Annotated in this window: 15 protein-coding genes; 7 read left to right on the top strand and 8 right to left on the bottom strand. The window is 50.5% G+C overall.

What is annotated here, in order from left to right; all coding sequences use genetic code 11:
- Position 1: 1 nt before the first annotated feature.
- The 3 genes from fucK to fucP form a co-directional block, all read right to left on the bottom strand.
- Entirely contained in the window at positions 2–1,420 is a 1,419-nt protein-coding gene (fucK, locus tag ACJHYO_RS00880; RefSeq protein WP_085455569.1) for an L-fuculokinase, read from the bottom strand.
- 108 nt (positions 1,421–1,528) lie between these two features.
- Complete coding sequence (gene fucI / locus ACJHYO_RS00875) at positions 1,529–3,304, bottom strand: L-fucose isomerase (RefSeq protein WP_000724161.1); 1,776 nt, start codon at positions 3,302–3,304, stop codon at positions 1,529–1,531.
- Positions 3,305–3,336: 32 nt separating this feature from the next.
- Positions 3,337–4,653: an L-fucose:H+ symporter permease gene (gene fucP / locus ACJHYO_RS00870; protein WP_000528587.1), complete on the bottom strand. Its 1,317-nt coding sequence runs from the start codon at positions 4,651–4,653 to the stop codon at positions 3,337–3,339.
- Positions 4,654–5,199: 546 nt separating this feature from the next.
- Between fucP and fucA the strand changes: the two genes are divergently transcribed.
- Entirely contained in the window at positions 5,200–5,847 is a 648-nt protein-coding gene (gene fucA, locus ACJHYO_RS00865; RefSeq protein WP_000440772.1) for an L-fuculose-phosphate aldolase, read from the top strand.
- A gap of 27 nt (positions 5,848–5,874) precedes the next feature.
- Complete coding sequence (gene fucO, locus ACJHYO_RS00860) at positions 5,875–7,023, top strand: lactaldehyde reductase (protein WP_410232404.1); 1,149 nt, start codon at positions 5,875–5,877, stop codon at positions 7,021–7,023.
- A gap of 104 nt (positions 7,024–7,127) precedes the next feature.
- Here fucO and xni read toward each other — a convergent pair whose 3' ends face one another.
- From xni to queF, 5 genes are all read right to left on the bottom strand, one after another.
- Positions 7,128–7,883 carry a flap endonuclease Xni gene (gene xni, locus ACJHYO_RS00855; RefSeq protein ID WP_001314086.1) on the bottom strand — a complete coding sequence of 252 codons (756 nt, stop codon included), beginning with the start codon at positions 7,881–7,883 and terminating at the stop codon, positions 7,128–7,130.
- Between the two features lie 111 nt (positions 7,884–7,994).
- Positions 7,995–9,362 carry an L-serine ammonia-lyase II gene (gene sdaB / locus ACJHYO_RS00850; protein ID WP_000626404.1) on the bottom strand — a complete coding sequence of 456 codons (1,368 nt, stop codon included), beginning with the start codon at positions 9,360–9,362 and terminating at the stop codon, positions 7,995–7,997.
- Between the two features lie 57 nt (positions 9,363–9,419).
- Complete coding sequence (gene sdaC, locus ACJHYO_RS00845) at positions 9,420–10,709, bottom strand: HAAAP family serine/threonine permease SdaC (RefSeq protein WP_000450473.1); 1,290 nt, start codon at positions 10,707–10,709, stop codon at positions 9,420–9,422.
- Between the two features lie 556 nt (positions 10,710–11,265).
- Positions 11,266–12,630 carry a nucleotide 5'-monophosphate nucleosidase PpnN gene (gene ppnN, locus ACJHYO_RS00840; RefSeq protein WP_000628002.1) on the bottom strand — a complete coding sequence of 455 codons (1,365 nt, stop codon included), beginning with the start codon at positions 12,628–12,630 and terminating at the stop codon, positions 11,266–11,268.
- A gap of 111 nt (positions 12,631–12,741) precedes the next feature.
- Positions 12,742–13,590, bottom strand: a complete 849-nt coding sequence (gene queF, locus ACJHYO_RS00835) for an NADPH-dependent 7-cyano-7-deazaguanine reductase QueF (protein ID WP_000100429.1) — start codon at positions 13,588–13,590, stop codon at positions 12,742–12,744.
- A gap of 67 nt (positions 13,591–13,657) precedes the next feature.
- Between queF and syd the strand changes: the two genes are divergently transcribed.
- The 5 genes from syd (at position 13,658) to gudP (ending at position 18,190) form a co-directional block, all read left to right on the top strand.
- The gene (gene syd, locus ACJHYO_RS00830) at positions 13,658–14,203 is read left to right on the top strand and encodes a SecY-interacting protein (protein ID WP_000342431.1); all 546 of its coding nucleotides are present in this window, start codon (positions 13,658–13,660) and stop codon (positions 14,201–14,203) included.
- A 621-nt stretch (positions 14,204–14,824) separates the two neighbouring features.
- Positions 14,825–15,154 carry a YqcC family protein gene (locus tag ACJHYO_RS00825; protein WP_000206983.1) on the top strand — a complete coding sequence of 110 codons (330 nt, stop codon included), beginning with the start codon at positions 14,825–14,827 and terminating at the stop codon, positions 15,152–15,154.
- On the top strand, positions 15,154–15,936 hold the full coding sequence (gene truC / locus ACJHYO_RS00820) for a tRNA pseudouridine(65) synthase TruC (RefSeq protein ID WP_000889999.1): 783 nt from the start codon (positions 15,154–15,156) through the stop codon (positions 15,934–15,936). Before ACJHYO_RS00825 ends, truC begins: the two co-directional genes overlap by 1 nt.
- A 17-nt stretch (positions 15,937–15,953) precedes the next feature.
- Entirely contained in the window at positions 15,954–16,403 is a 450-nt protein-coding gene (locus ACJHYO_RS00815; protein ID WP_000807752.1) for a flavodoxin, read from the top strand.
- Positions 16,404–16,837: 434 nt separating this feature from the next.
- Positions 16,838–18,190, top strand: a complete 1,353-nt coding sequence (gudP, locus tag ACJHYO_RS00810; RefSeq protein WP_000097082.1) for a galactarate/glucarate/glycerate transporter GudP — start codon at positions 16,838–16,840, stop codon at positions 18,188–18,190.
- The last annotated feature ends 1 nt before the right edge of the window (position 18,191 follow it).

Here is an 18,191-nt window from a genome sequence, read left to right as displayed (position 1 = left end):
TTCACACCTCCTCTATAAATTCAGGTTCAGTTTGCGGGTAGAAATAACGGTACTGATAATGAATCTGTGCACGGGCTTCTTCCGGGCTGTTAAATTCCCCTACGCCATACCAACCAAACAGCGCAGCTCCTGCGACGGTCGTTTCGGCATCGTCGAGAACTTTTACCGGAATATCAAGCATATTGGCTTTAATCTGATTCCACAATGTGTTGCGACTTCCTCCGCCGACTAACAATAATTCAGAGGCTTTAAAGTGCCCGATTTTTTCCAGCATCTGTAGATTGCGCTGTAATTGCGTGGTTAACCCTTCCAGCGCCGCGCGATAGAAATGCCCCTGCGTGGTATTAAGCGTTACGCCTTGCCAGCCAGCGTTCTGGCACGACAATAAATCACACTGCATTTTCACTCCATCTGCGCCAGGCGCGATCAGGCGAGCTTCTTCAATCAATATTTGCCAGGGAGTTTCAGCCGTCCAGAACAGTTTTCTCACCCATTCCAGCACGCCGGATGCCAGCCATTGCATACCTGGGTTATACAACCCTGCCTGGCTATCCAGTTCGCAGGTAGAACCGGCGTACTGACTTAACAGCGAAGTATCAACCTGGGCGCTGCGGACCATTAAAATTTCCCATGTACCGGAAGAGAGCACGGGTTCATTTTGTTCGGCACCAGCGCCAAAAAGGGCGAACTGGGTATCGTGACCTGCGGAAATCACCGGTATGCCAACGGGTAAGCCGAGCATTGCTGCGGCGCTGTTCTGTAGCGTACCAATCTGTTCACCCGCTTCCACCAGACGAGGGAAGAGTCGGCGTGGAATACCGGTGGCTTGTAAAATTTGCGGACTGAAATCGCGTTGCTGGATATCCAGCATCTGGCTGGTTCCGGCCATCGTAATATCAGTAGTGAATTCGCCGGTTAAACGGTGGTTAATCAGCGACGAAATAAAGAGCCAGGCGTGCGCGCGTTCCAGCAGTTGTGGATGATTTTCTTTCAACCACACCAACTTATATAACGTATTGAAACTAAAGGCTCCGACTCCAGAAATAGCCTGCAACTGCTGTGCGGAGATCAACCGTTCAATATTGTCCATTACCGCGGCTGTTCGCGGACATTTCCAGCTAATGATCGGATAGAGCAGATTGCCTTGCTTATCTACCAGAGCGCCATCCACACCAAAGGTGGTGACGGCGATACCGCGGATGTGGCAATCAGTCAGTTCACTATTGATTTGCCGACAGCAATCAGCAAAGCGTTGCAAAATGGCGTCTAAAGACCACTGGTGCCAGGTGTTGTTTTCCATCGCGATATCGCTGGCATTAGGCGTTGAGGCGCGGGCAACAATTTTTCCCTGCCGATTAACCGCGATGGCCCTGACATTGGTCGCGCCACAGTCGAGTACCAGGATAACTTCTTGTTTCATAATCGCTCCTGCAATATAGCCGGATAACATTGCTTATCCGGCTAACCACTCTTGCTTGTTCAGGCCCGGTAGCCGGAGCGACCGGGCATCACATCAGGGAGTAATGTATTAACGCTTGTACAACGGGCCGTAGTTCTGGCAAGCGCGGTAATCCTGGCCTTCAATATCCATGCCGTGCGCGGCCCAGGCAGAAGGACGATACACTTTGGTCTCTTCAACGTTGTGCATACATACCGGGATACGCAGCATGGAGGCAAGAGTGATAAAGTCTGCGCCAACGTGGCCGATGGTCAGAACCCCGTGGTTAGCGCCCCAGTTCGCCATTACCGAGTACACATCCGTAAACGGCCCTTTACCGGTGAGGCGCGGTGCAAACCAGGTGGTTGGCCAGGTTGAGTTGGTGCGTTTGTTGAGGATGTCATGCACATCCTTCGGCAATTCCACGCTCCAGCCTTCCGCGATTTGCAGTACCGGTCCCAGGCCTTTGATGATGTTGACACGAGTCATGGTGAACGGGACGCCGCCTTCGGTAAGAAAGCGGGAAGAGTAACCGCCGCCACGGAAGTATTCGTGGATCGCCGGGCACCATTCGGTAGCGGCGAGGCAAGCGTCAGCCTCTTGCTGAGAGATTTCCCAGTGCGGCTTCATCGTCGGTTTACCTTCGCTGTCGCGTTGTTTACAGGAACCGTCCAGCGCAGCAGAACCGGAGTTGATCAAATGGATGATGCCGTGTTCTGCCAGCCCGTCCAGTTTATGCCCCGTTACACGCTCAATTGCTTCTGGTGACCAGTAGGTACGGACATCGGCAAATACCTGAGCGGTGCCGGTGAGCTGGTGGCCCATTAACATTGCCACGCCGTTAAGACTGTCGTTTTCGGTCGCCACGACAAACGGTTTGCGCACGCCATTCCAGTCAAATGAACTGTTGAGGATCGCTTCAGCGGTATCGCCATTGGGATATTGATCGGTCCAGTGACGTTGCCCCTGGAAGCCTGCAGCGATGGCGTTGTAGCCAAGTGATTCTTCCACGCGACCAATATCGGCCAGTTTGCTGTTGCCTTGCATCATGTCGCGGATACACATCGCCATCAGTAAACTTTCGCGCAGAACTGCGCGGCTTTGCTCGGCATTGCGTTGATACTGTTTGTTATTTTCATCTTCGCCATAGCGGAAGTTTTTATCAGCCCAGGCCAGCGCCATTTCCAGTTCGGCTTCGTCGTAAATCTTCTGATCGATACGGCGACGCAGTTCGGTCATATCCACCGCCTGGACTTTCATTCCCAGCCAGGATTCAAAGAAGTTGTGATCAACGATGGAACCGGCGATACCCATCGAAACGCCGCCCAGCGACAGATAGCTTTTACCTTTCATGCTGGCGACTGCTAAACCGGCGCGGGCAAAGCGCAGCAGTTTTTCTTCAACATCGGCAGGAATCGATGTGTCATCGGCATCCTGAACGTCATGACCGTAAATGGAGAATGCCGGGATGCCTTTCTGGCTGTGAGCTGCCAGAGCCGCTGCCAGGTAAACAGCGCCGGGACGTTCAGTGCCGTTAAAGCCCCAAATGGCTTTCGGGCGGGTTGGATCCATATCGATGGTTTCACTGCCATAGCACCAGCAAGGGGTTACCGTAATGGTGAGGCCTACATTCTGACTGCTGAATTTTTCTTCGCAAGCAGCGGCTTCAGCCATACCCGCGATACAGGTATCGGAAATGACACACTCGACGGCAGCTCCACAGGCATGGCGCAGTTTCTCGGTCAGCAGTGCAGCCGTGGCTTTCGCCATATTCATTGTTTGTTCTTCAAGCGACTCACGAACACCCATGCGACGACCGTCAATAACCGGGCGGATACCAATTTTCGGTAAGCTGATTTTTTTCATTACTGATTCCTCACTTTATTCGGAAAATATGTTCAGTTAGTTGCCGTTTGAGAACGGAAACGGGCAAAGATAAAGATGACTGCGAAGCAGAGTGCCGGGATCAGTTCGGCAGTGGGGATGTTGCCCGCTGCGTCACTGACAAACCCCATGACCGGAGTGACAATACCGCCGCCAATAATGGTCATAACGATGAAGGACGAACCGTATTTGGTGTCCTGGCCGAGATTCTTAATGCCCAGCGAGAAGATTGTTGGGTACTGAATCGACATAAAGGCACTGCATAAAGTCAGGGCTATTAAACCCACATGACCGCCAGCGAAGGCTGAGATCAGGCACAGTGCCATAGCGATTAATGCGTAGGCTGCCAGGACTTTGTGTGGTGCGAAGCGACTGATGAGCCAGGTACCGGTGAAACGACCAATAAAGAAGCACACCATGGTTCCGGTTAAATAGTTAGCGGCAAAGCCTGCTGTCATACCTGGAATTTCTTCTACAGCGTAGCGAATTAAATAGCTCCAGCAGGCCGTTTGTGCGCCAACGTAGCAGAATTGCGCTAATACTGCCCAGCGCCAGTGGCGAATACGCGCCAGGCGAGAAAGCGATGCGGAGAACGATCCTTGTTTGGCGTCACTGTGATTATCACTCTGCAATGCCGGGAATTTCGTCAGCATGATCAGCAGGGCGACCAGTAACACGATAGCCACGATGATCATATAAGGTGTCTGTACCGATAATACCAGGCTGTGTTTATACGCACTCAATTGCTCTGGAGACATTTTATCGAGAACGTCTTGCGATTGATGTGGCACGTTAGACAAAATAAGACTTTGCCCAAAGACAACCGCGATAATTGCGCCAAATGAGTTAAATGTTTGCGCAAGATTTAAGCGGAAGTGACCACTGCTTTCCGGCCCTAATACCGTAACAAAAGGGTTTGCGGCAGTTTCCAGACAACCTAATCCGGCTGCAATAATAAATAGGCCAACTAAAAACAAGGTGTAGTTCATTATTTCTGCGGCGGGCCAGAATAATGCAGCGCCGAAGGCATATAAAAACAATCCGGTAATAATCCCTGCTTTATAACTGAGTTTTTTCATCAATATCCCGGCAGGGATTGGGATAATGAAATAACCAAAGTAAAAGGCCGATTGGATCAGGCCAGCCTGGAAATTTGTCAGCGTAAAAGCCTGCTGGAATTGAGGCAATAAAATGTCGTTAAGGTTATTGGCTACCGCCCAAAGAAAAAACAGTGAGCACAGCAGTGCGAATGGAATAATGTAACTTCTGCTCTGCCCTGCATCTTTATCTACCGCACGGTAACTCTGCGTTTGTATTGATGTGTTTCCCATAGCATCCTCTTAGGTTCAGAAGCTTAAGCACGTAATCGGTTATGTTTTCAAAAGTGCAAAACCAGCGAGTTCGGGCTTCATATCAGTGAATATTTGCCTGTCTGAAATGAACTCATGGATTCATTTTCAAATAAAAAACGGTCTGTAATATGACGGCGGTCACACTTATTAGCTGGAAGGTGACTTTATGTGACTACCATCACTTTAATAATCGAAATTTCATGCCCGTTTCAGAAAATAAATCATAAAAAACACAAACCAGATGACCGTATTAATTGTTTGTGCCGAAAACGGGCATTCCTGGCTGGGAGGAGTAGAAAAATGACCGTTTTGATAAATATTTTTAAGAGCGGTCATTTTTAATGGAGTTATAAAAAGAGAACTTGCAGTTATTTACTGTGATTAGTTGAACCAGGTCACAAAATATAAGCTTGTGAATTTCTTTCTGGTTAATCAGGAAGAAGATGGTGGGTAATTAAACGGCTAATTCAATAGTGTGAAAGGAACAACATTATTGCCCTGTTTTGAATCAGAGAGAGGTAGCTAATGGAACGAAATAAACTTGCTCGTCAGATTATTGACACTTGCCTGGAAATGACTCGCCTGGGGCTGAACCAGGGGACAGCGGGTAACGTCAGTGTACGTTATCAGGATGGGATGCTGATTACGCCTACAGGTATTCCATATGAAAAACTGACGGAGTCGCATATTGTCTTTATTGATGGCAACGGCAAACATGAGGAAGGAAAGCTCCCCTCAAGCGAGTGGCGTTTCCATATGGCGGCCTATCAAAGCAGACCGGATGCCAACGCGGTTGTTCACAATCATGCCGTTCATTGTACGGCAGTTTCCATTCTTAACCGACCGATCCCCGCGATTCACTACATGATTGCGGCGGCTGGCGGTAATTCTATTCCTTGCGCGCCTTATGCGACCTTTGGAACACGCGAACTTTCTGAACATGTTGCGCTGGCTCTCAAAAATCGTAAGGCAACTTTGTTACAACATCATGGGCTTATCGCTTGTGAGGCGAATCTGGAGAAAGCGTTATGGCTGGCGCATGAAGTTGAAGTGCTGGCACAACTTTACCTGACGACCCTGGCGATTACGGACCCGGTGCCAGTGCTGAGCGATGAAGAGATTGCCGTAGTGCTGGAGAAATTCAAAACCTACGGGTTACGGATTGAAGAGTAATTTCGTAAAGCAACAAGGAGAAGGATGATGGCTAACAGAATGATTCTGAACGAAACGGCATGGTTTGGTCGGGGGGCTGTTGGGTCTTTAACCGATGAGGTGAAACGCCGTGGTTATCAGAAGGCGCTGATCGTCACCGATAAAACGCTGGTGCAATGCGGCGTGGTGGCGAAAGTGATCGATAAGATGGATGCGGCAGGACTGGCATGGGCGATTTACGACGGCGTAGTACCTAACCCAACAATTACTGTCGTCAAAGAAGGGCTCGATGTATTCCAGAATAGCGGCGCGGATTACCTGATCGCTATTGGTGGTGGTTCTCCACAGGATACGTGTAAAGCGATTGGCATTATCAGCAACAACCCGGAGTTTGCCGATGTGCGTAGCCTGGAAGGGCTTTCCCCGACCAATAAACCCAGTGTACCGATTCTGGCAATCCCCACCACAGCAGGCACTGCGGCAGAAGTGACCATTAACTACGTGATCACTGACGAAGAGAAACGGCGCAAGTTTGTTTGCGTTGATCCGCATGATATCCCGCAGGTGGCGTTTATTGACGCTGACATGATGGATGGTATGCCTCCAGCGCTGAAAGCCGCGACGGGTGTCGATGCGCTCACTCATGCTATTGAGGGGTATATTACCCGTGGCGCGTGGGCGCTAACCGATGCGCTGCACATTAAAGCGATTGAAATCATTGCTGGGGCGCTGCGAGGATCGGTTGCTGGTGATAAGGATGCCGGAGAAGAAATGGCGCTCGGGCAGTATGTTGCGGGTATGGGATTCTCGAATGTTGGGTTAGGGTTGGTGCATGGTATGGCGCATCCACTGGGCGCGTTTTACAACACGCCACACGGTGTTGCAAATGCCATCCTGTTACCGCATGTCATGCGCTATAACGCTGACTTTACCGGTGAGAAGTACCGCGATATCGCGCGCGTTATGGGCGTGAAAGTGGAAGGTATGAGCCTGGAAGAGGCGCGTAATGCCGCTGTTGAAGCGGTGTTTGCTCTCAACCGTGATGTCGGTATTCCGCCACATTTACGTGATGTTGGTGTACGCAAGGAAGACATTTCGGCACTGGCGCAGGCGGCACTGGATGATGTTTGTACCGGTGGCAACCCGCGTGAAGCAACGCTTGAGGATATTGTAGAGCTTTACCATACCGCCTGGTAAATACGCTGATGTGATAATGCCGGATGCGACGCTAGCCGCGTCTTATCCGGCATATAAGTGCATTAAATTCAATGTGTTGATAATCGTTTGCATCCGGCACGCCGTTACCTTACCAACCGCAATTGCTGTAAATTGCCGTCGATATGCATATCGGTTTGTAAGCGGGCAATATCGCGGCACAGAAACGCCATCTCTTTATGGGTTTCTAATTTTTTGCGCCACTTTTCGGCAACCGCATCCAGATTCTCATATATCCCTTCCAGACTCTGAAACTCGACCAGTAGCTGTGTGGCGCTTTTTGGTCCGATCCCCGCAACACCCGGTACCTTTGAACTGCTGATCCCCGCAAGCCCCCAGTAATCGGGCAACTGCTGCGGTTGAACGCCAAATTCTTTATCGATAAATGGCGCATCCAGCCAACGTTTCTGGAAGTAATCACGAATACGTAATGTCGGTGAAAGTAACTGACAGTAGCCTTTATCTGTCGAAACAATCGTTGCCTGATGCCCGGCCTGTGTCACTTTGACCGCCAGCGTGGCGGCTAAGTCATCGGCTTCGTTGCCGCTGGCGGACCAGCACGGGACGCCGCGTTGCTCAAAGGCGGCGCGTAATGCAGGCATCTCGTTGTGCAACTCTTCCGGCATTGGCGGTCGACCCGCTTTGTAATCTGGTAAACGCTGATGACGCCAGCCGCTACTGCGGTTTTCATCATCAAAAACGGCGACCGCGTGGGTTGGCTGGCTGTGCATAATGAGCTGATCGAGCGCGTGCTGGCAGGTTTCGACACAGGGCGAACCCTGAACGGCATGAATGCGACGAATAAGATTCAGTGCATCGACAATAAGCAAATGAACAGCCACGATAACCCCCTTAAAGATCAGGCGATAAGGGTAACATTCGATGCCAGAACAGGCTATGGCTGGATGAGAAATCGGGAAGAGGCCTCGCAAAAAGAGGCCTCTGGAGAGCGATTAATCGCAGGCAACGATCTTCATTGCCAGGCCGCCGCGAGAGGTTTCGCGGTACTTGGCGTTCATATCTTTACCTGTTTCGTACATAGTTTCGATAACTTTATCGAGGCAGACGCGTGGCTCGCTGGTACGGCGCAGCGCCATACGTGCAGCGTTTACTGCTTTCACTGCCGCAATGGCGTTACGCTCGATGCACGGCACCTGTACCTGCCCGGCGACCGGGTCACACGTCAGACCGAGGTTGTGCTCCATGGCGATTTCCGCCGCGATGCATACCTGCGCCGGGCTTGCGCCTAACAGTTCTGCCAGACCAGCTGCCGCCATTGAGCACGCCACGCCGACTTCACCCTGGCAGCCGACTTCGGCACCAGAAATCGAGGCGTTCATCTTATAAAGAGAACCAATGGCGCTGGCTACCAGCAGGTAACGAGCCAGTGAGTTAGCGTTCACTTCGCGGATAAACTTGTCGTAGTACGCCAGCACGGCCGGAATAATCCCGCACGCACCGTTAGTCGGCGCAGTCACCACGCGACCGCCAGCAGCATTCTCTTCGTTCACTGCCAGTGCAAACATGTTGATCCAGTCAACAACCGCCATCGGGTCAGTGGTGGTTTTATCCTGGCTGACCAGCATCCGGCGTAGTGCCGCAGCACGGCGTGGAACGCGCAGTTTGCCAGGTAACACGCCTTCGGTAGAAATACCGCGCTCAATACCGCCACGCATGACTTCCCAGACGTTAGCCAGGTGCTGTTCCAGCTCTTCTTTGCTGTGCAGCGCCAGCTCGTTTTTCATCATCAGGCCAGAGAGTGACAGCCCGGTTTCCTGACAATGTTTTTGCAGATCGGCTGCTGAACTGTACGGATAAGGAACTTCAACCGGTGCGCTATCCTGCTGACCAAAATGTTCTTCATCAACAATAAAGCCACCGCCGATAGAGTAATAAGTCTGGCTGTAAACGACTTTATCGCCCGCCAGCGCGGTAATGCGCATACCGTTTTCATGCAGAGAAAGGTTGTCGGCATGGAAGTTCATGCACTGATCAACCGGGAACTCCACTTCATGCTGACCGTTTGCCAGCATCAGGCGACCATGAGTATTCACATCCTGAATAAAACCAGGGATGGAATCGATATCCACGGTATCCGGCAGGTTACCCGCCAGACCCATAATTATGGCGATATCTGTGTGGTGGCCTTTACCGGTCAGAGAGAGCGAGCCGTACACGTCAACCACCACGCGGGTCACGTCTTTAAGCAGGTTACGGGCAATCAGATCGTCGGTAAATTGTTTACCCGCTTTCATTGGTCCAACGGTATGAGAACTGGAAGGGCCAATGCCGATTTTGAAAATATCGAATACGCTAATCATAGGAAATACATCGCGTTAAAACGGAGGAAGCGCCGCCCGAAAGCGGCGCGAAAGGACTTAGCTGAACAGAGAGTAGAAGATTGCGGAGATTGCAATCAGACCCATCACGACAACGAATACGTTGCTGATGTGACCGCTGTACTTACGCATTGCCGGTACTTTCTGGATTGCGTACATCGGCATCAGGAACAGGATCATCGCGATGATTGGGCCGCCCAGGGTTTCAATCATACCCAGGATGCTCGGGTTCAGGGTGGCAACAATCCAGGTCGTTACCAGCATGAACAGCGCAGTGATACGGTTCAGCTTGTTGATTTCGATAGACTTACCTTTACCACGCAGAGATTTAATCACCATACCGTTGAAGCCTTCACGTGCGCCCAGGTAGTGGCCGAGGAAGGATTTGGTGATAGCGATAATCGCGATAATCGGAGCCATCCACGCGATGATCGGCGCGTTAAAGTGGTTAGCCAGGTAAGACAGAATCGAGATGTTCTGCTCTTTAGCCGCAGCCAGGTCTGCCGGAGTCAGGCTCAGTACGCAGCTGAAGACGAAGAACATTACGGTCAGCACCATCATGATGTGTGCGAATGCCAGGATCTTCGAGCATTTCTGTTCTGCCATATCGCCGTACTCTTCACGCTTCGCAACGGCGAAAGAAGAGATGATCGGAGAGTGGTTGAACGAGAACACCATTACCGGAATTGCCAGCCACAGGGTCATCCACAGACCGTTTCCGGTTGCAGATGCAGTGTCCAGAGACAGCGTTTCCAGTGCTGCGCCGTTCCACTGCGGGATCAAGTACAGAGCCAGCAGCATCAGTACGCCAACAAACGGGAATACCAGAATACTCATCGCTTTAACGATCATCTGCTCACCGAAGCGAACGATGGTCATCATACCCACGATCAGGATCAGCGACAGAATCGCACGCGGCGGTGGCGTCATACCCAGCTGGTGAGACATGAAGCTTTCAACTGTATTGGTGATTGCCACGCTATAAACCAGCAGGATCGGGTAGATAGCGAAGAAGTAGAGCAGGGTAATCAGTTTACCTGCGCCAATACCAAAGTGTTCTTCTACAACCTCGGTGATGTCTTCGCCCGGGTTTTTACCAGACAGTACGAAGCGAGTCAGGCCGCGGTGAGCAAAAAACGTCATCGGGAACGCAAGGATAGCCATGATGATCAGCGGGATCATACCGCCAACACCAGCGTTGATTGGCAGGAACAGCACGCCCGCGCCGATTGCCGTGCCGTAAAGGCCCAGCATCCACATGGTGTCTGTCTTGCGCCAGGCACTACGAGAGTCTTTCGACGCAATCGTGCTGGTTTGAGTCGTTTCCATCTATTTCTCCTGGAGGAATGCAAATAATTCAGCTTTTAGCCAGTTCAGCCCGGGAAGGTGCCTGACCGTAAAAATGAAATCTGTCTATCGGCGATGGCTTAATCATTTTCCACCGTAATAATTTGAGGGCGGAAAGATACACACAAGTTATGTATCTATCAGTGATCTTGATCCCAAATACAATAATCTACTTGGAAGATAGATAATCCCAACGCTTTACTCTGTAAATCAAAAGTAAAAGAGAATTTAAGGGCAATATTTGCCCATTAAACGACATCTGACTTCTTACGGGGCGCGCAATATATGTAGGTTGAACTGAAAAAATCAATACTTTTAGTCAATCATGGCGATAATTTCTTTTTCATGGCAATAAAATATGGTTTATGAAAATAGGGAAACGTTTGCGTTTCAACATAAATTGTATGACATATTAACTGTGATGATATTTGTCGCGTGAGGGTGGCAATAAACATTCATATAACAAATGAAATGAGTTGATGAGTAAGTGACCAAAAACGAGAAAACCCGGCAACAAACGTCACTGGGGGAGGGGAGATTACGTGCAGATTTCGTAGCAAGGGATGTAGGCTGAGCCTGGCAACTTCATACGATGCTGGGCAACAAAACCCTGTAGCAGGTCGTCCATACGACGCATAATCTCTTTATCGCCGTTGATTTTGTAAGGACCAAACTCTTCAATGGCGCGAATACCGACTTCTTTTACATTACCCGCCACAATACCGGAGAACGCACGGCGCAGGTCGGCAGCCAGCACTTCAACGGGTTGATCCGGGTAAAGCTTCAGATTAGCCATATTCTCGTGAGACGGCTCAAACGGCATTTGCAAATCTGGCGCAATGCGCATTGACCAGTTAAAGCTGTAAGCGTCACCAGTGTCGCGGCGATTTTCTTTCACCAGCGGCATCGATTTTTTCATCTGACGAGCGACTTCAGCGGCGTCATCAATGATGACGCGGTAATGGCGGCGCGCGTTTTCACCCAGCGTATGCACGACAAACTCGTCCAGTACGCGGAAGTAGTCGGCGCTCTCTTTCGGGCCGGTGAGGATCAATGGTAAAACCTGATCTTTGTTGGCCGGGTTCATTAAAATTCCCAGCAAATACAGCAACTCTTCTGCTGTACCCACACCGCCAGGGAAGATAATGATACCGTGAGCGATACGGACAAACGCTTCCAGACGTTTTTCGATATCCGGCATGATGATCAATTCGTTGACCAGCGGGTTAGGCGGTTCAGCGGCGATAATCGACGGCTCTGTCATACCAATAAAGCGACTGTCTTTGTAACGCTGCTGCGCGTGTCCGACCGCAGCACCTTTCATCGGCGCTTCCATCGCTCCCGGACCACAGCCGGTGCAGATATTCAGCTCACGCAGGCCCAGCTGATTCCCGACGCGACGGGCATACAAATACTCGTTTTCGTTAATTGAGTGACCGCCCCAGCAGACCACCATATTTGGCGCTTCACCGACATGCAGCGCGCGAGCGTTACGCAAGATGGAAAAGACCAGGTTAGTGATGTGGACGGAGTTGTCGAGATTCAGGTTGGGAAAACGAACGGTGTTATGAATTTGCCCATAAACGAAGAGAATGTCACGCAGAACCGCGAACAAGTTGGCCTGCAAAGCGCGAATAATTCGCCCATCGACAAAAGCCTCTTCCGGGGGATTTATCAGTTCCAGCTTTACGCCGCGTTCACGGCGCAGGACGTTAATATCGAAATTTTCAAAACGAGACAGCAATTCTTTGCTGTTATCGGTCAAACTACCGGAGTTCAGTACGGCAAGTGAACAGTTGCGAAACAGTTGATAGAGGTCGCTGCTGGCGGTGCGTTTAAGCATATCCACTTCCAGCTGCGACAACATATCCATGGAGCCAAGCGGGCTAATATGTGTAATCAAGAAAAACTCCTTATGGGACGAATATCGTCATTCCCTTTGATTACAATAGCCCTGCCTGATGACCTTTCACAACCTTCTGCGTGAATCCAGCACGCAAAATTGAGAAAAAATTTATTGCCGAACCAGTCTTGTGGTCGATGGGACAAAATCGTTATTACTGCGCCACGGGTTAATGTCCAGACCGCCACGACGGGTATAACGTGCGTAAACGCTCAATTTTTCTGGCTGGCAGAAGCGTAACAGGTCATTAAAGATGCGTTCCACGCACTGTTCGTGGAACTCGTTGTGATGACGGAAAGAGACCAGGTAACGCAGCAGTTTTTCTCTGTCAATTTGGCGTCCACGATACTGAATTTGGATGGAACCCCAATCTGGTTGATGGGTGATCAGGCAGTTTGATTTCAGCAGGTGGCTGACAAGCGTCTCTTCCACTACTTTTTCACCGCTGGTGGCATTCTCCAGATAGTCAGTAGTGAATTCATAGTTATCGATAGTGATATCCTGGTCATCAATGCAGGTGCCATTGAAATGACCTATCGGCTGGCCTTCCAGTTCATCAAGACGATATAACGCCACGCTAACCTTACCCTGGGCGCAAGTGCTTAAGTCGCGCTCCAGCGTCTGGCGCACCTCATCCCAGTTATTAAAACGCGTCTGGTTAAAACTGTTGAGATAGAGCTTAAAACTCTTCGACTCAATCAGATTTACGCTGGTGTAATCAAGTTCAACATGACCGACAGCGACCTGCGGCAAACCTTTCGCATTCAGCCAGGAAAGTTCATACAGCGTCCAGATATCCGTACCGTGAAAAGGCAGGTTATCCGCTTTCAGACCCAGCGGGTCGCGATTCAGGCTGCGTGGAACGCCTTGCAGTAGGCTGGCGTCATAGGTATCCCGGTAATCGGTTGATTTTCCAAGTGTCAGGCCCGCAAGTGCCTGATGGTTTGCATAAGAAGACATGTTTCACCGTCATAAACCAGATAAACTAAACGACAAGTGTATCTGGTTTAAGTGAAGAGAGAAATTAGTGGACGATTTGACCGCACAAGCCCTGAAAGATTTTACTGCACGCTACTGCGATGCGTGGCATGAAGAGCATAAAAGCTGGCCGTTAAGTGAGGAACTGTACGGCGTTCCTTCACCGTGCATTATTTCAACTACCGAAGATGCCGTATACTGGCAACCCCAGCCGTTTACCGGGGAACAAAATGTAAACGCGGTTGAACGCGCTTTTGATATTGTGATACAACCCACGATTCATACCTTTTATACGACTCAGTTTGCCGGGGATATGCACGCGCAGTTTGGCGATATCAAACTGACATTGCTGCAAACCTGGAGTGAAGACGACTTCCGTCGGGTGCAGGAAAATCTGATTGGTCATCTGGTGACTCAGAAAAGGCTAAAACTGCCGCCCACGCTATTTATCGCGACGCTGGAAGAAGAGTTAGAGGTCATCTCGGTGTGTAATCTCTCCGGTGAAGTGTGCAAAGAGACGCTGGGAACACGTAAACGGACGCATTTAGCCTCAAATCTTGCGGAATTCCTTAATCAACTTAAGCCTCTTCTGTAATCCAAATACCCCATCTGGTTGTGAGAGATCTCTTACAGACTCTGTAGGAGATCGCCAGGAAATAAGCGAATACTTAAAAAGATAAGAATCGTTATTCTCATTTAAAAACAACATGTTGCTTGTTAATTCTTAACTTTCATATGAAATTTTCCTTAAGGCATTGTCTGTAAGCGCCTTGTAAGACTTCGAGAAAAAGACGATTCTATCTTCGTCGACAGGGAGTCAGACAACGAAGTGAACATCAGGATGATGACACTTCTGAAGGACACACCAGGATGGTGTTTCAGGGAAAGGCTTCTGGATGAAGCGAAGAGGATGACGCAGGACGCGTTAAAGGACACCTCCAGGATGGAGAATGAGAACCGGTCAGGATGATTCGGTGGGTCAGGAAGGCCAGGAACACTTCAGGATGAAGTATCACATCGGGGTGGTGTGAGCAGGAAGCAATAGTTCAGGATGAACGATTGGCCGCAAGGCCAGAGGAAAAGTTGTCAAGGATGAGCAGGGAGCAACAAAAGTAGCCGGAATGCTGCGAAACGAACCGGGAGCACTGTGAATACAGTGCTCCCTTTTTTTATTCCTGCTATTCTTCGCGGCAGTTTTTCTTATTGAGGTTGCTTTATGACCACTCATGACCGCGTTCGTCTCCAGTTGCAGGCGCTTGAAGCGTTACTGCGTGAACATCAGCACTGGCGAAACGATGAACCCCTGCCGCATCAATTTAACAGTACTCAACCGTTCTTTATGGACACCATGGAACCACTGGAGTGGTTGCAGTGGGTGCTGATCCCGCGAATGCACGATTTGTTAGATAACAACCAGCCGTTACCGGGCGCTTTTGCTGTTGCGCCCTATTATGAAATGGCGCTGGCGACTGATCATCCGCAACGCGCGCTTATTTTGGCTGAGCTGGAGAAACTGGATGCTCTTTTTGCGGATGATGCGAGCTAATGCTGGAAATACTCTATCAGGATGAATGGCTGGTTGCGGTAAATAAACCCTCCGGCTGGCTGGTTCACCGCAGCTGGCTGGATCGCGACGAGAAAGTAGTGGTCATGCAAACCGTGCGTGACCAGATAGGCCAGCATGTTTTTACTGCTCATCGTCTGGACCGACCAACTTCTGGTGTGTTGTTGATGGGATTATCCAGCGAAGCCGGACGGCTGCTGGCACAACAGTTTGAACAGCACCAAATCCAGAAACGTTACCATGCGATTGTGCGTGGCTGGTTGATGGAAGAAGCGGTGCTGGATTATCCACTGGTGGAAGAACTGGACAAAATCGCTGATAAATTTGCCCGCGAAGATAAAGGCCCGCAGCCAGCAGTGACGCATTATCGCGGTCTGGCGACCGTAGAAATGCCGGTAGCGACCGGACGTTACCCGACCACGCGCTACGGCCTGGTGGAACTGGAGCCGAAAACTGGACGCAAGCACCAGCTTCGTCGCCATCTTGCCCATTTGCGGCACCCGATTATTGGCGACAGCAAACATGGTGATTTACGCCAGAATCGCAGCGGCGCTGAGCATTTTGGCCTTCAGCGGTTAATGCTGCATGCCAGTCAGTTGTCATTGACGCATCCTTTTACTGGCGAGCCGCTGGCTATTCACGCGGGCCTGGACGACACCTGGATGCAGGCATTATCACAATTTGGCTGGCGCGGTCTGCTTCCTGAAAATGAAAGGGTTGAGTTCAGTGCGCCATCGGGTCAGGATGGAGAGATAAGTTCCTAATCCAGGGAGAAAACGGTATGGCGGAAATTGGTATTTTTGTCGGCACCATGTACGGGAATTCACTGTTAGTGGCCGAAGAAGCGGAAGCGATTCTGACCGCGCAGGGCCACAAAGCAACGGTATTTGAAGATCCTGAATTAAGCGACTGGCTGCCCTATCAGGATAAGTATGTTCTGGTGGTTACGTCCACGACCGGGCAGGGCGACCTTCCTGATAGCATTGTGCCACTCTTTCAGGGAATCAAAGATAGTCTGGGCTTCCAGCCGAATCTGCGTTATGGCGTGATTGCGCTCGGCGACAGTAGTTATGTGAATTTCTGCAATGGCGGCAAACAGTTCGATGCCTTGTTGCAGGAACAGAGCGCTCAGCGGGTTGGCGAAATGCTGTTGATTGACGCCAGTGAGAACCCGGAACCGGAAACGGAATCAAATCCGTGGGTCGAACATTGGGGCACGATGTTGTCCTGATATGTTCAGCGAGCGGTAAATGCCGTTTTAGCGGTGCTGAATCGAATCTTTTCAGGCAAATGCCAGTAAAAACTGCTTCATAGCGCGGATTTTTACTGGCGTTTGCCTGGAGTCAAGCGATCCATTTCATACTCTTCTTTATTTCTTCGTTTTAACCCTTCCTTTCTTGTTCTTGTTTTCATTTCCGTGAAGTGGATTCCACCGTCCAGGGCTAATGCCAAAATCGGGCCTCATTGAACGCATTAATGTTGTGTTGTTGCACGGTGAGCCGCTATGGCGCGCTTTTTATACTGCTATTGCCAGATATAAACACGCGCCGTATTCGGCGAACGACCTATAAAAACGGCAAAAAACACCCTACGTCACCTCTGATTTCCTGGCGATGTCGCAGTCCAGAGTGAGCGTGGCTAACGCGAATTTTCAGGAGTGCAACAATGAGTTCTTTAAGTCAGGCTGCGAGCAGTGTGGAAAAACGCACGAATGCTCGTTACTGGATAGTGGTGATGTTGTTTATCGTCACATCCTTCAACTACGGCGACCGCGCTACGCTTTCTATTGCCGGTTCGGAAATGGCCAAAGATATCGGCCTTGATCCCGTGGGAATGGGCTATGTGTTCTCTGCCTTCTCATGGGCGTATGTTATCGGGCAGATCCCTGGTGGCTGGTTGCTGGATCGTTTTGGTTCAAAACGCGTCTACTTCTGGTCGATCTTTATCTGGTCGATGTTTACCTTGCTGCAAGGCTTCGTCGATATCTTTAGTGGATTCGGCATTATCGTTGCCCTGTTTACACTGCGCTTCCTGGTCGGGCTTGCTGAAGCGCCATCTTTCCCTGGCAACAGCCGCATTGTTGCGGCCTGGTTTCCGGCGCAGGAAAGGGGAACGGCGGTGTCGATTTTTAACTCCGCCCAATACTTCGCAACGGTTATCTTCGCGCCGATTATGGGCTGGCTAACTCATGAAGTGGGCTGGTCACACGTCTTCTTCTTTATGGGCGGTCTGGGCATTGTCATCAGCTTTATCTGGTTGAAAGTCATCCACGAGCCAAATCAACATCCGGGCGTAAATCAGAAAGAGCTGGAGTACATCGCCGCGGGTGGCGCGCTGATCAATATGGATCAGCAAAACACCAAAGTTAAAGTGCCGTTCAGCGTGAAGTGGGGGCAGATCAAACAGCTGCTCGGGTCACGGATGATGATCGGCGTTTATATCGGTCAGTACTGTATCAACGCCCTGACTTACTTTTTCATTACCTGGTTCCCGGTTTATCTGGTGCAGGCGCGCGGGATGTCGATTCTGAAAGCGGGCTTTGTGGCTTCCGTTCCGGCGGTTTGCGGTTTTATCGGCGGTGTGCTGGGTGGGATTATTTCCGACTGGCTGATGCGTCGCACGGGTTCACTGAACATTGCGCGTAAAACACCGATCGTGATGGGCATGTTGTTGTCGATGGTGATGGTGTTCTGCAACTACGTCAACGTTGAGTGGATGATCATCGGCTTTATGGCGCTGGCCTTCTTCGGTAAGGGGATCGGGGCGCTGGGTTGGGCTGTAATGGCTGATACTGCGCCAAAAGAGATCAGCGGTCTTTCCGGTGGCCTGTTCAACATGTTTGGTAACATTTCTGGCATCGTCACGCCAATCGCAATTGGTTATATCGTTGGCACGACTGGCTCCTTTAATGGGGCGCTGATTTATGTTGGTGTTCATGCCTTAATCGCGGTACTCAGCTACCTGGTGCTGGTGGGCGATATCAAGCGTATTGAGCTGAAACCTGTCGCGGGGCAATAAG

Origin of the sequence: Escherichia sp. WS1118 (assembly GCF_046487695.1) — a bacterium.
Lineage (GTDB): Bacteria > Pseudomonadota > Gammaproteobacteria > Enterobacterales > Enterobacteriaceae > Escherichia > Escherichia coli.
The sequence above is the reverse complement of the archived record's forward strand: the minus strand, read 5'-3'. Positions and strand labels throughout refer to the sequence as shown.

Coding starts and splice junctions, on each gene's coding strand:
- queF (WP_000100429.1), bottom strand. CDS start 13,590: ATGTCTTCTTATGCAAACCATCAGGCACTTGCGGGCCTGACACTTGGA.
- fucO (WP_410232404.1), top strand. CDS start 5,875: ATGGCTAACAGAATGATTCTGAACGAAACGGCATGGTTTGGTCGGGGG.
- ACJHYO_RS00815 (WP_000807752.1), top strand. CDS start 15,954: ATGGCGGAAATTGGTATTTTTGTCGGCACCATGTACGGGAATTCACTG.
- gudP (WP_000097082.1), top strand. CDS start 16,838: ATGAGTTCTTTAAGTCAGGCTGCGAGCAGTGTGGAAAAACGCACGAAT.
- sdaC (WP_000450473.1), bottom strand. CDS start 10,709: ATGGAAACGACTCAAACCAGCACGATTGCGTCGAAAGACTCTCGTAGT.
- fucP (WP_000528587.1), bottom strand. CDS start 4,653: ATGGGAAACACATCAATACAAACGCAGAGTTACCGTGCGGTAGATAAA.
- ACJHYO_RS00825 (WP_000206983.1), top strand. CDS start 14,825: ATGACCACTCATGACCGCGTTCGTCTCCAGTTGCAGGCGCTTGAAGCG.
- sdaB (WP_000626404.1), bottom strand. CDS start 9,362: ATGATTAGCGTATTCGATATTTTCAAAATCGGCATTGGCCCTTCCAGT.
- fucI (WP_000724161.1), bottom strand. CDS start 3,304: ATGAAAAAAATCAGCTTACCGAAAATTGGTATCCGCCCGGTTATTGAC.
- truC (WP_000889999.1), top strand. CDS start 15,154: ATGCTGGAAATACTCTATCAGGATGAATGGCTGGTTGCGGTAAATAAA.
- fucA (WP_000440772.1), top strand. CDS start 5,200: ATGGAACGAAATAAACTTGCTCGTCAGATTATTGACACTTGCCTGGAA.
- fucK (WP_085455569.1), bottom strand. CDS start 1,420: ATGAAACAAGAAGTTATCCTGGTACTCGACTGTGGCGCGACCAATGTC.